This is a genomic window from Cryobacterium tagatosivorans (assembly GCF_004402215.1).
In the GTDB taxonomy this organism is placed as follows: Bacteria; Actinomycetota; Actinomycetes; order Actinomycetales; family Microbacteriaceae; genus Cryobacterium; species Cryobacterium tagatosivorans.
In genome coordinates this window covers 1-14469 of record NZ_SOEZ01000007.1, presented here as the reverse complement: position 1 = coordinate 14469, position 14469 = coordinate 1, and the positions used below count along the sequence as shown (strand labels likewise).

Annotated in this window: 10 protein-coding genes, 1 pseudogene and 2 riboswitches; of the genes and pseudogenes, 5 read left to right on the top strand and 6 right to left on the bottom strand. The window is 63.2% G+C overall.

Features of this window, described 5'->3' with window-relative positions; genetic code table 11:
- Positions 1-18: 18 nt before the first annotated feature.
- The 4 genes and pseudogenes from E3O23_RS00760 to E3O23_RS00745 all read right to left on the bottom strand — a co-directional run bounded on the left by E3O23_RS00760 (position 19) and on the right by E3O23_RS00745 (position 4171).
- Positions 19-201 (bottom strand): hypothetical protein, encoded by a 183-nt coding sequence (locus E3O23_RS00760; protein WP_338145290.1) that lies wholly within the window; start codon positions 199-201, stop codon positions 19-21.
- Positions 202-245: 44 nt separating this feature from the next.
- Positions 246-911 carry a bifunctional hydroxymethylpyrimidine kinase/phosphomethylpyrimidine kinase gene (gene thiD, locus E3O23_RS00755; RefSeq protein WP_134486855.1) on the bottom strand — a complete coding sequence of 222 codons (666 nt, stop codon included), beginning with the start codon at positions 909-911 and terminating at the stop codon, positions 246-248.
- Between the two features lie 23 nt (positions 912-934).
- Positions 935-1267 (bottom strand): annotated as a pseudogene (locus E3O23_RS00750) (phosphomethylpyrimidine synthase ThiC); the annotation flags it as partial.
- Positions 1268-1312: 45 nt separating this feature from the next.
- Positions 1313-4171: a sensor domain-containing protein gene (locus tag E3O23_RS00745; RefSeq protein ID WP_134486852.1), complete on the bottom strand. Its 2859-nt coding sequence runs from the start codon at positions 4169-4171 to the stop codon at positions 1313-1315.
- Positions 4172-5854: 1683 nt separating this feature from the next.
- A riboswitch (cyclic di-GMP riboswitch) is annotated at positions 5855-5928 on the top strand.
- Between the two features lie 448 nt (positions 5929-6376).
- On the opposite strand from E3O23_RS00745, the gene E3O23_RS00740 reads away from it, so the two are divergent.
- The 4 genes from E3O23_RS00740 to E3O23_RS00725 all read left to right on the top strand — a co-directional run bounded on the left by E3O23_RS00740 (position 6377) and on the right by E3O23_RS00725 (position 9205).
- Positions 6377-6952, top strand: coding sequence for a WxL domain-containing protein (locus tag E3O23_RS00740; RefSeq protein WP_134486849.1), 576 nt, complete (start codon positions 6377-6379; stop codon positions 6950-6952).
- 194 nt (positions 6953-7146) lie between these two features.
- Positions 7147-8187 carry a WxL protein peptidoglycan domain-containing protein gene (locus E3O23_RS00735; protein WP_241983255.1) on the top strand — a complete coding sequence of 347 codons (1041 nt, stop codon included), beginning with the start codon at positions 7147-7149 and terminating at the stop codon, positions 8185-8187.
- 100 nt (positions 8188-8287) lie between these two features.
- Positions 8288-8830, top strand: coding sequence for a metal-dependent transcriptional regulator (locus tag E3O23_RS00730; protein WP_134486846.1), 543 nt, complete (start codon positions 8288-8290; stop codon positions 8828-8830).
- Between the two features lie 162 nt (positions 8831-8992).
- Positions 8993-9205 carry a hypothetical protein gene (locus E3O23_RS00725; RefSeq protein ID WP_134486843.1) on the top strand — a complete coding sequence of 71 codons (213 nt, stop codon included), beginning with the start codon at positions 8993-8995 and terminating at the stop codon, positions 9203-9205.
- 579 nt (positions 9206-9784) lie between these two features.
- Positions 9785-9858: riboswitch (cyclic di-GMP riboswitch) on the bottom strand.
- A gap of 935 nt (positions 9859-10793) precedes the next feature.
- Here the strand turns inward: E3O23_RS00725 and E3O23_RS00720 are convergent.
- Positions 10794-11495, bottom strand: coding sequence for a TetR/AcrR family transcriptional regulator (locus tag E3O23_RS00720; RefSeq protein WP_241983254.1), 702 nt, complete (start codon positions 11493-11495; stop codon positions 10794-10796).
- A gap of 980 nt (positions 11496-12475) precedes the next feature.
- Between E3O23_RS00720 and E3O23_RS00710 the strand changes: the two genes are divergently transcribed.
- Positions 12476-13528 (top strand): ATP-binding protein, encoded by a 1053-nt coding sequence (locus E3O23_RS00710; RefSeq protein WP_241983266.1) that lies wholly within the window; start codon positions 12476-12478, stop codon positions 13526-13528.
- A 164-nt stretch (positions 13529-13692) separates the two neighbouring features.
- On the opposite strand, the gene E3O23_RS00705 is transcribed toward E3O23_RS00710, so the two are convergent.
- Positions 13693-14184 (bottom strand): WxL domain-containing protein, encoded by a 492-nt coding sequence (locus E3O23_RS00705; protein WP_241983253.1) that lies wholly within the window; start codon positions 14182-14184, stop codon positions 13693-13695.
- Positions 14185-14469: the final 285 nt, after the last annotated feature.

Genomic DNA, 14469 nt, shown 5'->3' with positions numbered 1-14469 from the left:
CTTTTGTGAGGCCAAGTGTTAGACCAAAGGGCCGATGTCTGCGATCGCTTCGAGGACACGTTCGGGATGTTCCGCAATGCGATTGATGACGTAGAGCCACCATTCGGGACCGTAGACGATGTACTCGCGAGTGGAGAATCCCTGCTGGTTGAGCGAGTCGAGCAGTTCGGTGCCGAGGCCATGCAGCATCTCGAACTCCACGTGCTCTGCCCGCAACTCATCACCCAACTCGTCCTGCAGTCGCGCTACGAGTTGGGGATCATGAGTGGCGAGAGCGTGCAACCCGTGCCGTGCGTGTTCCGGGTCGGCACGCGCGGGGCACGAAGCCGGGTGATCGTCCCGTCCACGAGGAGGAGATCCACGCTCTCGGCGCCGCCGAGGTGACCGCCCGTGATGAGCACGCCAGGGCACAACCGGCGGAGCCGCTCCAGCTGGCCGAGCGCCTCCTCCTCGTTGGCTGCCTCGTGCTCGCCGAGCAGGGCGGCGGCCTCTGCCAGGTTCGGCGTGACGAGGTCGACGACAGGCAAGAGTTCCTCTCGTAGCGCGGCCAGCGCGTCGCCGGCGAGCAACTGGTCTCCGCTCGTCGCGACCATGACCGGGTCGAGCACAATGAAGGCCGGCCGATGTCGACGCATCGCGGCCGCGACCGCCTCGACGACGCCGGCCGTACCGAGCATGCCGATCTTGACCGCATCGATGCGAACGTCGTCGAAAAGCGTGTCGAGTTGTGCGATGACAAAGGGCGGGGGAACGTGGCGGATCGCCGCTACCCCCCTGGTGTTCTGGGCGACGAGCGCGCTAATGACACTCGTTCCGTACACGCCCAGGGCCGAGAACGTCTTCAGGTCCGCCTGGCTGCCGGCACCGCCGTTAGGGTCGGTGCCGGCGATGCTCAGCACGTTGAAGATCACCGGCGGAGCAGTCGGAGCAATGCTCAGAGCGCCCTGATCGGCAGGTACACCGAGCTGCCCATACGGGCGAACTCCGCGGATTTGTCGGCCATCCCCGCCTCGATCGCCTCCAGGCTGGAGAGCCCATTCTCCTCCGCGTACGCCCGTACGTCGGCGGAGATGCGCATGGAGCAGAATTTGGGACCGCACATGGAGCAGAAGTGAGCGGTCTTCGCGGGCTCCGCCGGCAGAGTCTCGTCGTGGAAGCTGCGGGCGGTGTCGGGGTCGAGGGATAACGCGAACTGGTCATTCCAGCGGAATTCGAACCGGGCCTTGCTGAGGGTGCGTCTTTCGATGTTTGCGGGAGCTGCAGGATGCCACGAGCAGCGCACGGGCAGACGTCGATCGCGCGCGGTTGGCCACTACGTCGAACCGGCTCGTCGCTTCTCATTCAGCCAGCTGGGGACCTGGTCCGGTGGAAGAGGCCGGGACCAGAGGTATCCCTGGGCCAAGCGGGCACCCATTTGGCGCAATTCTGCCAACTGCCCGGTGGTTTCCACCCCCTCCGCGATGACGTCGAGATCCAGCGCGCGGGCAAGACTAACAATCGCGTCAACGATTGACGTTGCCTTGGGGTCGCCCCTGTTCAGGCCGTCGACGAAGGACCGGTCTATTTTAATCGTTTGCACGGGCAAGCTGCGCAGGTAGCCGAGCGCGGCATGCCCGGTTCCGAAATCGTCGATGGACAAGCTCACCCCGAGCGCGCGCAGCGCGTGCAAGGTTTCAACAGCCACATCGACGTCACTCATCAGCATCGTTTCCGTAACTTCGAGATGCAGCGCTACCGGGTCTACTCCGCTCGCCGAGAGCGCGTCGGCTACGACCCCGACAAAATCGGGATCCTGCAATTGCAAGGCCGAGAGGTTCACGGAGATGGACAGGTTCTCTACGCCGGTGATCTCCGCACGCCACTGCTTCACTTGTTCCAGAGCCTGGCGCAGTACCCACTCGCCGATCGGAATGATCATGCCGATTTCCTCGGCGATCGGGATGAAATCAAGCGGCGAAATCAATCCGCGTTCCCCGTGCACCCACCGCACCAGGGCTTCAAAACTGACGACGTTCTCGGTGGAGACTTCAACGATGGGCTGGTAGTAGACGCGCAACTCGTTCTTCTCCAGGACGCGCACCAGCTGTGATTCGAGGTCCAGCCGACTCGATGCTTTGCGGTACATCTCCTCACTGAACACCATCGCTTGCACCCGGTCATGGTTCTTCGCTTGGTAGTTGGCCGCATCCGAGCTGCGCAGCACCGCCACCGCGTCGTCATTTCCTGAGGCGAGGACGAAACCCACGCTCACCGAGACGAACACCTCCTGCCCTCCGAGCAGGAATGGCTGCTCGGTCGATTCGATGATGCGCTCGACCATGAGTTCCGCGTTATGACGAGCCATGTTTTCGCAGACGATGACGAACTCGTCGCCGCCGAGTCGAGCAAGCGTATCGGTGTGGCGAACCATGGATTGCAACCGCTTGGCCATCTGTACGAGCAGCCGGTCCCCGATCGTGTGCCCCAGCCCATCGGTGATGTTCTTGAACGGGTCGACGTCGAGGAAGAAGACGGTCACTTCGGCCTGTGAAGCCCGGGCCGCGGCGAGGGATCGGTCAAGGGTTTCGGTCAGCAGCAGGCGATTGGCCAGGCCGGTTAGGGGATCGTGGCAGGCTTGACGGACGAGTTCAGCCTCGGCTTCCTTCCGGGCGGTGATGTCCTGCAATTGCACGAACGAATACGCTGGACCCCCATCCCCGCCAGGCACGGTTGACTCGGTCTCCTGTACCCACACCAGGGTGCCGTCAGGCTGCCGGTATCGTCGTACGATGTGCGCTGGTCCTGGTTTGATCACTCGGCTAAGCACGAGCGGCTCAAGTGGGCCGGCAGGCTCCACGGGGTGACGAAAGTCTCGGAGATGTTTGCCGAGAATGTCCTCCGCTGTGCGCCCGAGAATCTCGCACACCGCTGGGTTCACCTGGTCAATCCGCCCGTCAAGACTGGTCATGGCCGTACCGATAGGAGAAAGGCCAAAACCTAACTGGAAGTTGGTCTCGGCCTCCCGGCGTTGGGTATCTGCCCGATGCAGATCCGTCACGTCCATCAACGTTCCCAGGATTCGAACGGGGGATCCCCCCTCGGAGTATTCGGTATTCGCGCGCGAGCGAACCCATCGGACATCGCCTGCAGGACTTACGATGCGGTAGCCGAGGTCGATCGCCGGGCCGCCGGAGAAGAGCTCTCGCGCGGCCCGTTCCACGGTTGCGTGGTCGTCTGGGTGGACACTGGTCAGCATCAGTTCCAGCGACGCCGTCTCCGTTACGTCGACCCCGAGGATTCGCCAATACTCGGCGGACCACCATCGTTTTCCGGTAACCAGGTCAATCTCGAAGCTGCCAAGACGCGCCGTGTGCTGTGCCGTGTTGAGGCGGGCACGATCGATTTCCGACTCCGCTCGACGACGATTCGCTTCGCTGATGTCGCGGGCGATGCAGGAGGTCCCGATCGGCACATGCTCGGGGTCAAACAGGCGGGACACACTGAGCGAAACCTCAACGGACGCTCCGTCCTTGCGGTGCCCGATCGTCTCTAACGACCGAACCTGGTCGCCCGCATCCAAGCGTGTGTGAATGTCGCGATCTGTATCGCCGAGCATGAGCGCTGCGGGCTGCCCCACAGCCTCCTGCGCGGAGTAGCCGAACATGGACTCCGCGGCCGCGTTCCAGGTGGTGATTGTGTGGTCGGTGGCACAACTGAAGATCGCGTCGCTCGACGCTTCGATTTGCGCCGAGAGCATCCGCAGGGTCGCCTCGTTGCGTTTGCGGTCGGTGATGTCACGGATGGCGCTGGACAAGAGCATCCCCCGAGCCGTGACCAGGGGACTGAGTGAGATCTCGACGGGGAACTCCGATCCGTCCCGGCGAAGGCCAACAAGCTCGATGGAACCCATGGCCCGGGCGCTCGGACATTCAGCGAAACGGGCGAGATTAACAGCATGTCCTGCTCGGAACCGTCCCGGCAACAGGATTTCAAGTCGCTGACCGAGCAACTCCGCACGGGGGTAGTCGAAAATTTGTTCCGCCTGAGCATTGACCAGCACGATCTTGCCAACTGCATTCACAATCACCATGGCATCGGGCGCTGCCTCCAGGAGCTCACGGTACTCATAGTCGGACTGCAGTTGGGTAACCGACCGCGCGATCAGGTCCGGATTCGAACCGCTGTCTTTCATAACTCTTCCCTCTTGGAGCAGGAGGCCAGGTACGTGGGCTCTCCACCGCGATCGTATCGTCAATGCTTACGTTCGGCCGCGATTGCGTCGCCTGCACCGCCACAGGGTAGGAATCAGCTGCTGCAGCTCGAACCCGTCAATGACACTTTCTGGCTTACCGAGCGGCCGCTCGGTCTCCCCAGAGCGCCTGTTGCGGGCGTGCCCGGGGCTGATCCGCTGCCATCCGGACACAATCGCTGGTTTCTCGAACGCCCGAGAAGGTGGCGGCGAAGGCGGTCCGGATGGTCTGGGCGAGCCGGGGGAGGAGGTGCGCGCTGGGCCGAGCGAGCACATCCTCGGCGTCGTTCATGAGCCCGGTGCTTCGACGACGACAGAGAGAAGCCCCGATGGGTGTGCGATCCGTAAGCGGGCCAAAGCCTCCATCCAGGTCCTGCGCTGGAGACTGCTCGAGTGGGTGTGTGCGCAGAATCCCGTCGCTATGGCAGGCGGACGGTCCTGATCGATTCAACGAGCCCGGGCCGTCACTTTCGGAGGACAGGTTCCCCGTTCTGGGGCTCGTCCGGGGAAGGGTCAGGCTGTTAGGTTCACTGAGCGGTCCCGAGACTCTGGCCCAGCGGTTCTCCTGCCACTTGCAGACGGAGGAGTGTCGTAGAGCGGGCGCCGCGAAGACACAGACCTTCGGGCGGGCGGCCGGCCCACCCGTCGAATGGACAGGATCGATGTCAAATGAGCTTTCCCGCCATTGAGTCAAGTGCTCAGCCGAAGTCAGCACCGCGCGCGTTTCCCAGGTGGGTTTCTGCTGCACGCCTCAAACGATCGGGGCTCAAGCAAAGAGCCCCGATGCCCGTCCACGATGGAGTTGAAGTCGGTGCTGTGCTCGGAACCTCCCGCACGCAGACCACCGTCACTCTGCACTCTGTGGGTTCTTTGGAACCGACATTCACAGTAATCCTTGAACCGAATCGACACGGTCAGCTACCCACGGTCCTTGTCGACCCGGTTGATGTCACGGGGCGGGTTCTCTTTGGCATGTGGCTCGGGGACGGTTACGACGGCACCAAGTATGAACTGACCAGCAGACGCGACGAGAACGGGAGTCAAACGGGCTGAGGGAGCAAACAAGCGTGGCCTGACAGGCCAACACGTCCCTGCGCAATTGCGGTTCTGCTGCACCGACCGCCCGATGAACCGCTCACACTCGGTCCAGGCTCCCGGTCGTACCGGACTCGGGGCGCTATCTCGGAAGAAGCTGTGCACGCGAACCAAGTCGGCAGTCACGGTCGGGTCTGACGGGGACGCGAGGACGAGGCCCTCGGCCAATCTCTCTTGCATTCCAAGAGGTCAGAACGCCCGGTCGTTGACCTCCGCAGGGGCTTGAAGCCGCACGTTGCTTGCACGCCCAAGAATTCGTCCACGGAAGCCACCCGGCTGGTTTCGAGGCGGCTGCTAAGAGTCCATGGCGCGAGGATCGGCAAGAGACTTCGCAAGAGTCCTCGCGATCAGTTCTTGATGGACGTTCATGCCGCCGGTGTTTGTCCGGCCTAACGTCGGACAGCGCTACTTGGTCGGTGAACGGTCGTGTGGGGATAGACGCCCCGTTCTGGGGGCTCCCCAAGGCAGTACTGCCCTGCTACGTTCAGCTCAGGCGATCATACGGTCGCCGGCATGGCGATTCTCAACGTCAGTCGAAAAAGGCACACCTGTCGTAAGGCGGGGTCGCAAAGGCACGGGACCTTAGGGTTAGCCGGTCTACCGAAATGGATAGGACTCTGCCAGATGAGCTTTCCCCTCAGGGGCTCAGGTCTTCGAGGTTGCCCGCGATACCACTGCGGCGACCGGACTGATGTCCTGCCGAGCGTGCGCATTGGATTGCGGCGCTAGAGCCAAGGCCCGCTAGATCGGGCCCCTGCCTACGATAAGCGCCGCGACCGTCCACCCGGGAGACTCCGGCCATTCCTCGCCTCGTCGCAGACGAAGGTATTCGGAGCAAGCCGGGACGGCATTCGTGTTGCCGTCTGACTAGAGAGGTCGCTGAGGACAAATTCGAGCGCGTCTCCTTCGCCTTTCGGGGCCAACGCCGCCGCATTCTTCGTCTCCGCGTTTCTCTCCCGTGCCCAGCCCACGGCGTGACGCATCTGTTTCAGGTGCAGTCGTCTCACCCAAAGACCACCACAACCAACAACAACAACAACAAGGAGCATCATCGTGCGTACAATTTCCAAGGTTGCCGGCGTCGTCGCAGCCGCAGCCCTCCTGCTCACAGCCGGACTCTCGCCAGCCATGGCAGACGTTGTCGACTCCACCATTTCCGGTGGCGCTCTGACTTCCACGACGGCGGGCGCGACGCTGAGCGGCGTGACGCTTGACGGAACCAACACCCAGGCGGCGACGGGTTCTTCGACGCAGTGGAGCATCACTGACGCCCGTGGCACTGGCGCGGCTTGGACAGTTTCGGTCAGTGCCACGGTCCCCACGAGCGCGGCCGGGACCACGGAGCTGGTCGCCCGCACCCTCCCGGTCGGGAATCTGACCATCACCCCGGGCGCGATCACCGCTGGCGCTGGCGCTGACGCCGCTACAGGCATTACCGCACCTGCTCTCACGATGCTCACGACGTCCCAGGCCCTGGTGGCGGCAACGGCAACGCACAAGGGGACGTACACGCTGACCCCCTCGTTCAGCCTGGCCATCCCTGCCAACGCTTTCCGGTCCAACTACGCCGTTGGGTCCAGCGGCGCCCTGAACCCGTACACGACCACCGTCACGTACACCATCGCCTAAGAGCGAGCATGTTGAGCAGCCCGCAGGCCGTGCCCATCCGGGGCACTGGTCGGCGGGCTGCATCTTCATCGTCGTTTGCAGCCCGGCCTGCGCGCCGGTTTGCTGATAGGACAGCGTGGCATTCAGCTTGGCATTTCATTTTTTGATACTCGACCCATCCGGGACAACCCGGCGGACTTCCCAAGGATTTCTCTGTGACCACTCCTCGCGCCCGGCCGCACCATTCTCTGCGTAGTGTCGTGGCGGTTGCCGTGCTGGCCCTGGCTCTGCTCGCCACCGCCGGGCCCGCGGCTGCGATCGATAACGGGACGCTCGGAATCCGTCCGTCCAACGAATCAGACTTCTTCCACCTTTCGCTCTACCCTGGCGCAGCCACCGACGCCACAGCGATCGTCAGCAACCACACCGACACCCCGGTGACCCTACTCACCTATCCGGTAGACGGCCAAAGCAGCCCCCAGGGAACCTTCGCCCTCGCCGCCCAAACAGATCCTCGAACCGGCATTGGAGCCTGGGTGCGACTGGACACCGCTCAGATCACGGTGCCCGCGAACTCGGACCTGAAGGTCCCCTTCCGGCTCAGCGTTCCTGCCAACACCCCACCGGGCGACTACGCCGGCGGTTTGATCATCCAAAGCCCACCCGTTGAGGGCGAAACATCCATCGTCGGGGGTGACACAGCCGTGCGCCTGGACGTCATCCAGCGCCAGGGAGTTCGGATCTACCTCAACGTCGCAGGCACCGCGCTCAAATCATTGGAACTTGGAGACCTGAGCTGGAAGCAGACCGGGGACACCGTCACATTCACCCTGCCCGTGCGCAATACCGGAAACTCCATCCTGCATCCGACCGCCACCCTTGATCTCAGCGGCTGGATAGGAGCGAACACCAACCTGAACTTCGATACACCCGAGAGCATCCTCCCCGGGGAAAATCTCGACCTGAAGGCCCGACTGCTCAAGGCGCCCCCCATCCAGGCCGGCACCGCGGATGCGACCATCACCTCCGAGGCCGGCACTGACCACGCGCAGGCCAGTATTGTCTACGCCCCCTGGCTGCTCCTCGGGGTCGGCCTGTTCCTGCTCGCCGTTGTCGTCTATGGCCTCTGGCGTGCCGCCCGCTTTGTCCGCCGCGCCCGACGTGCGATCGCTCAAGTTGCCCGCGCTGGACCGGACAACCACGCGCCCACGACCGCCATATTACCCAGCGGCCGTGCACGACACCGCGACGCATAGCGAAAAGGACCTGTTTCGAGGTCCTCCTATAGGCCCTCCTGATGCGGCAGTGCCCATCGGGCCCGCACTGCGGACCAATCAACTGAAATGAGGATGTCGAATGTCGAACAATGATCGGGCAATCGCCAAACGCGGAATCCTGGCGCCTTCCGGGTCAGTCGATAGCACGGCTGCTGGACGCACTCACCCGATACGCAGGGTAGGTCGACGCAGGATTCTCCACACCTTCCTGATCAAAACCCTGGGCTACACCTACGACGACGCGCTCGATGAGGCGAAGAATCTGGAACGAAGCGTCTCGGACGCGATGGTGGAGCGCATCGACAACCACCTCCGCGAATCCACGCGGCACAGTGACCCCGTTCCCTCGGCCCTCGGTCGGCCGGTAGGCCGCCTTGTGACGCAACTCACCGATGCCGAATCTGGCCGGGAGTTGGCTGTCATCCGCGTCACAGGGAACGAGCCGGCCATGCTCGCATACCTGTCAGGGCTAGGCCTGACCGTTGAAACGAGGCTGACAGTACGAAAAACGCGCTCGTACTCCGACGTCACAACGATCCAAATCCTCGGTCACGACCAGGAGATCCATCTCGGCACAGTTGCCTCTGACGCTATCTGGGTCTCGAGCGTCGTGGCGGGATGAGTAATCAGATCGGCTGGGCCCTCCGAGCGACGCTTCGCGTCAGCGCCCTGTCGTCAACCGGTAACGGGCGTGATGCTTCGGTGCCGCGACGGTGGCCTCCGTTGGGCGCCGCCCACTGTTAAGACCTCACCCTGGCTTGACCGCCCGTATACAAGGAATGTCATGAGAAGCTCACTCAAAGTCTCCGTTACCCTTCACCAGGTCGACGCGTCAAAGCCGCCGGCGATCATCCTCGTCAACGCGAACCGGCATGGGCAGCTGCCCGCCGTGCTCCTTGACCCCGTTGACGGCGATGGGCGCGTTGTACAAGGGATGTGGCTCGGCGACGACCTCGGCGACAGAACTGACGGTACTTCTTACGTCAGATTGCGCTGAGACGAGAAGGGGTCGGTCGCGGACTAAGGAAAGCGCACGTCAAAATGAAGTTTGAAGTCGGTACGGTTCTCGTCAACGGCCAAGTTGACCGTTAGCTCAGCGACGATTACGACCACCGAATTAAGCTGATTCGCAGGTGCGGCGAGAACGAGAATCTAACGGGTTGCGTAGACCCCGACTCCCGGGCTGTTGCCTTGACGGCCAAGGTGAGCCCGCGCCAGCGTAGGCTTTCCGCGCGCGGACGGCCATAGCCAAACACGCCTACCGGCGTCGACGCAAACGCCAGGTTGCGAAGTATCGGACCCATATCCGGCGCGACCGGCTACCAAAACGCCACGAGTTACGGCTGTGAGCCTGTGTGGGAACAGTGGACCCAAAACCTACGCCCCAGCATGCAGAGCATTCGACAATGTATTCGTGCACGGACAACCCCGTCCCAAAAAACGGATTCGCGCGAGCTGTCGCGAGCCCCCCGCAGATGTGACAATCAAGAGTCACGCCGGCCGACGCGGTGGGGCCGCTTGCTCCTTTGGGAGGCACGGCAGGGAGAGAAGGGACCTCTGGCATCAATCTTGTCCATTCGGCGGGCCGGCTAACCCGAAGGTCCCGTGCCTTTGCGACGCCGCCTTACGACGGGTGTGCCTTTTGCGTTTGACGTTGAGAACCGCCTCGCCAGTAATGGAATCATCACCTGGCGCGAGCCTACCAGTTGAATTTCTCCTGTTGAAGACCGCTGACACAGTTTACGTCTCAATGAACTCCACATCCAACACACATTCGCATGTTGGGCAGACCGTCCTAAACCGACCAGGGACGTCGCCGTCATCGTTCACATCTCCAGTGTGGCCCGATTGTCAATATTGTGCCTGGGATTCACCCTCACCAGCAATGAGGCCACCCAGTCACTCTGTCAAATCACAGAACTATTGATTGTCCTGCCAGAGGTGCCCCTTCCGGTCGCGGACTTCGCGGCGTAGAGTCCCGGGATGGACGACCTCGAGCCCCTCGATCCACCGAACTGCCCAAACTGTTCGACCAGGTGCGAAACGTCAGGGACAACGGCCCACCCCTACTGGGTGTGCCCGGGCTGCCACACGGCGGTGCTGTCCAGATTTTAGACACATGCGGCGGTCGCGGGCTTGGAGCTACGACCCCTGCCCGAGCACACCGCCCTTGTGCGCGAGATACACAAATGAAGGAGAAGGATAAAGGTGAGCTTCCACCCCCGATGCCAGGAAACGGGATGCGAAGGTGGCATGCGCCGTGCTCGCCCCTGCAACGTTGACCCTCCTGGACGAGGAAATCTGGTTCCAATGTGAGCAATGCGGAACCCACACGCATTCGGCGAACCTGGATGTCGACGACAACAACTGTTGGAGCCATCGTGTGGTGTGCTTCGTGAGTTCTTCAGTCGGTACTCACTGACCATCCCACTGTGGCTCTTTACGCTGACGTCGTTTGCCTTCGCGTTGAGTCCCCTCGCTCTCGGGCGGCGATCCGAAACTGAGGCCCTCGGAGTCAAGCAGCACCAACGATGTGCAGCTTCCCGATTCCTTGGGTCTCGCTGACATCGGAGTCGTTTTCTGAGCTAGCGAACGGTGGGCTGTACCTCAGCCCGAGCTCGGAGCGTCGGCGGGGCGCCGGCGCTCGGCCCGTAGAAGCCAGCCAGGTAGTCATGCATGATGCGTCGGCTCTCAGCGATGAACCGCGGGTCGCCCTGCGGGTTGGACTGGAACGCGCGCGACAGGAGCGCGTCGGCTATCTCGACGGTCATCTCCAGTCGAAATATCAGGTCCGGACCTGCCGGCAGTCCGAATTCGTCGACGAGCACGTTGGCGAGCTGGCGGGCGAAGAAGCCAGCGACGTCGTCTGTCTCGCTGATGGGTGCTCGGTCGCGGTCGGCGAAGTGCAGGATGCGGAAGCCCGGCTCGAAGCGGTAGAGGCCGACGAACGCGGTGACCGCGCAATCGACGGCATCCCACCAGGTCTTCGGTTGCCTGGCGCCTAGTTCCTCGGCGACGCGCTGTCTGCAGCGCAGCACGGCGCGTTCGCGTAGGGCGTGCAGTACGGCCACCCGATCAGGGTAGTACCGATAAACGGTGCCGATCGATGCGCCGGCACGCTCGGCGACCATCGCCGTCGTGATGCGGTCGAAGCCCACCTCGTCGACGACGGCTGCGGCGGCATCCAGCAGCGCGGAAAGACGTGCCGCACTCCGCTGCTGCATGGGCTCGGTGCGAATTTGGCCCAAGGCCCCGGACTCGTGGCCAAAGACGCCATTTAGCGACACGTATCCTCCTTGACGATTCAGCACAACAATAGAGGAGTAAGTCCTGGTGAACCGCGAGGCGAGGTTCAGCGTCGCCTCCCTCTCAATACGGCGCCGGTCTGTGAACCAACCGAAAAGGCAACGTGCTTGCACACATCAATAGGGTTGCGTACATCAATGAAGCGGGTCATTTTCATAACGCGATACCCGCTTCGCTCCCGAAGTAGCGGCGTATGAGGTTCCAGTTCGTTCCGAATGGCGCAGGTTCTGGCCGGCTTAAGTGTAGAAGCCGTGCGAGGGAGCTTGTCCCAACAGAGCAAGGCGTCGGGGTCGGCGCCGGGAGTCGCTGAACGTTTGAGACTCGCTTTGTTCGTCGCCGACCACCAGCACGCCGTTCCGTTGTTCGGTACACATGCCTTTTTCGCCGCCAGCGGACAAGAGTGTTTTACCGAACACGGCGCCTTGAGCCGCCGCCACGAGTGGGGACCATACCTGTGAGCCCCGATGGCCTTCGGGCCCACACCATCCAGCGGCTCGACGCGCAACAGGGCAGCGGGGGACTGGTCGCCCAGCTCCGGGTTCATGCCCTGGAACCACGGCTGGATCGTCTTCGCGCTCTCACGCTCAACCAGAATGCCGGCAACGCAATAAGAGGTACGAAGTCTCTGTACGACGTCCGCACCAGGCGCGCGGGAGCCTTCCGCCCATTCACGAACGGAGCGCGAATCGACCCGGCCCACGTAGGCAACGAGCTGGGCGCCGAGGATCTCGCGCAGGTGACGATCCCGCCGGTGTCCAGCCCGCACAGAGTCCTCGTACGCGCGGCGACCTGGTTGCCTGGCGGGGACGGGGATACTCATGCCCGTAATTGGTACGAATGTCGATGCGGGCAGGTATGGTGGTGCCGAAGCTCACAAAACTCACAAGATACACAGCTACTCACAAGGAATCCACCATGTAGAACCCCTTCCGGCCTTCAGCCGGGCGCGACACCGCCGGAAATCATCGGCCGCGCAGGACTTCTCGACGAGTTCGACTACGGCCTACGCCTGGGTTCTGGTGCGCCGGGGCTCCTCACCATCTTCACCGGTGCCCGTGGCATCGGCAAGACCGTCATGCTCGGTGCCGCCCATGACATGGCCAGGGAACGCGGATGGGCCGTGATCTCCGAGACGGCCACCGGCGGTTTTATGGGGAGGATCGGCGAATCCATGCGCCAGCTGGCCGAAGAACTCGGCAACGGGCCGCAGGGCCGGCGGATCACGGCGGTCTCCGTCGCCGGTTTCAGCCTCACGACAGAGCTCCCGCCCGAACGCCAGGTCGCGTGGCGGAACCTCGCTGAAGAACTCCTCCGGCTCCTCCAGGGCCGTGGTACCGGTCTGGTCATCACCGTGGACGAAATCCACGCCGCTGACCGTGCTGAACTGGCGCAGCTGGCCGCCAGTGTCCAGCACCTGATCCAGGACCGGCTTCCCACCGGACTGGCCTTCGCCGGCCTGCCGGCCGCGGTGTCGGACCTGCTCAACGAAGGCGTGGCGACGTTCCTCCGCCGCGCCGACAAGATCGACCTGCATGCGGCCGCAGTCCGGGACGTGGAGACATCGTTCGCCGACACGTTCGCGACGGCGGGGTTCAACATCTCACCGGCCCTGGTCCGGCAAGCCTCCGAAGCGACAGGAGGATACCCGTTTCTCATCCAACTGGTCGACTACTTCCTCTGGCGGGAAGCCGAAAACAACGAGGGATCGCTGGATGCTGAGGCTGTCGGCAGGGCCATTGAAGCCGCCCACCGACGCAACGCACGCACCGTGATCGAAGCTGCTCTCTCAACAGCCTCACCCAAAGACATGGAATTCCTTCATGCCATAGCCAAAGACGACGGACCCTCGGCCGCCGGCGACATCGGGCAACGGCTGGGCGCCAAGACAAACCTTGTCGCCAACTACCGGACACGGCTCCTGGCAGCCGGACTCATTGAATCGGTGGGGTACGGCAAAGTCGACTTCGCCATCCCCGGTCTACGCCGGTATCTCAGTTCGAAGCCCACGGGCTGAGCCGCCCACCGGATCTGACAAAGTCACATGCTGGCACCGCAGTCATTGATCGAGTCCATCCGAGAACCGCGCGCCCAACCCAACCCGCACCGGGACGCCCGCGCTCGACAGGGGGGGGATGCCCCTGATGGGCACGGCCGACGGGCTACTCAACATGCTCGCTCTTAGGCGATGGTGTACGTGACGGTGGTCGTGTACGGGTTCAGGGCGCCGCTGGACCCAACGGCGTAGTTGGACCGGAAAGCGTTGGCGGGAATGGCCAGGCTGAACGAGGAGGTCAGGGTGTAGGTCCCCTTGTGCGTTGCCTCTGCCGCTACCAGGGCATGGGACGTCGTGAGAGCAGGTGCGATGATTCCAGCTGCGGCGTCAGAGCCAGCGCCAGCGGTGATCGCGCCCGGGGTGATGGTCAGATTACCGACCGGAAGGGTGCGGGCGACCAATTCCGTGGTCCCCGCCGCGCTCGTGGGGACCGTGGCGCTGACCGAAACTGTCCAAGCCGCGCCAGTCCCACGGGCGTCAGTGATGCTCCACTGCGTCGAAGAACCCGTCGCCGCCTGGGTGTTGGATCCGTCAAAAGCGTCACGCCGCTCAGCGTGGCGCCCCGTTGTGGAAGTCAGGGCTCCACCGGAAACGGTAGAGTCCACAACGTCAGCCATGGCGGGCATGAGTCCGACGGTGACCAGGAGAGCGGCGGCAGCGAGCTAACACACCAGAGAGGATGGTGTCGGCCTCGTCGCTGGCCTGGGGTCCGGGTGAGTCTCGTTGGTGAGGAATCCGGCTCCCGGGCCCTCGCATCGCCCCTTCGGCGGTCTGTGCTCATTGCCGCTGACGCGCGGCCCCCCTCCGTTGCGTTTGTGCAGATTGAGCCCGCGTGCCTGGGCCATGTCTCCGCCGGTCGCACTTTCGTCTGACGAGTCGCCTTCCCCTGAATGGGGGTCCTC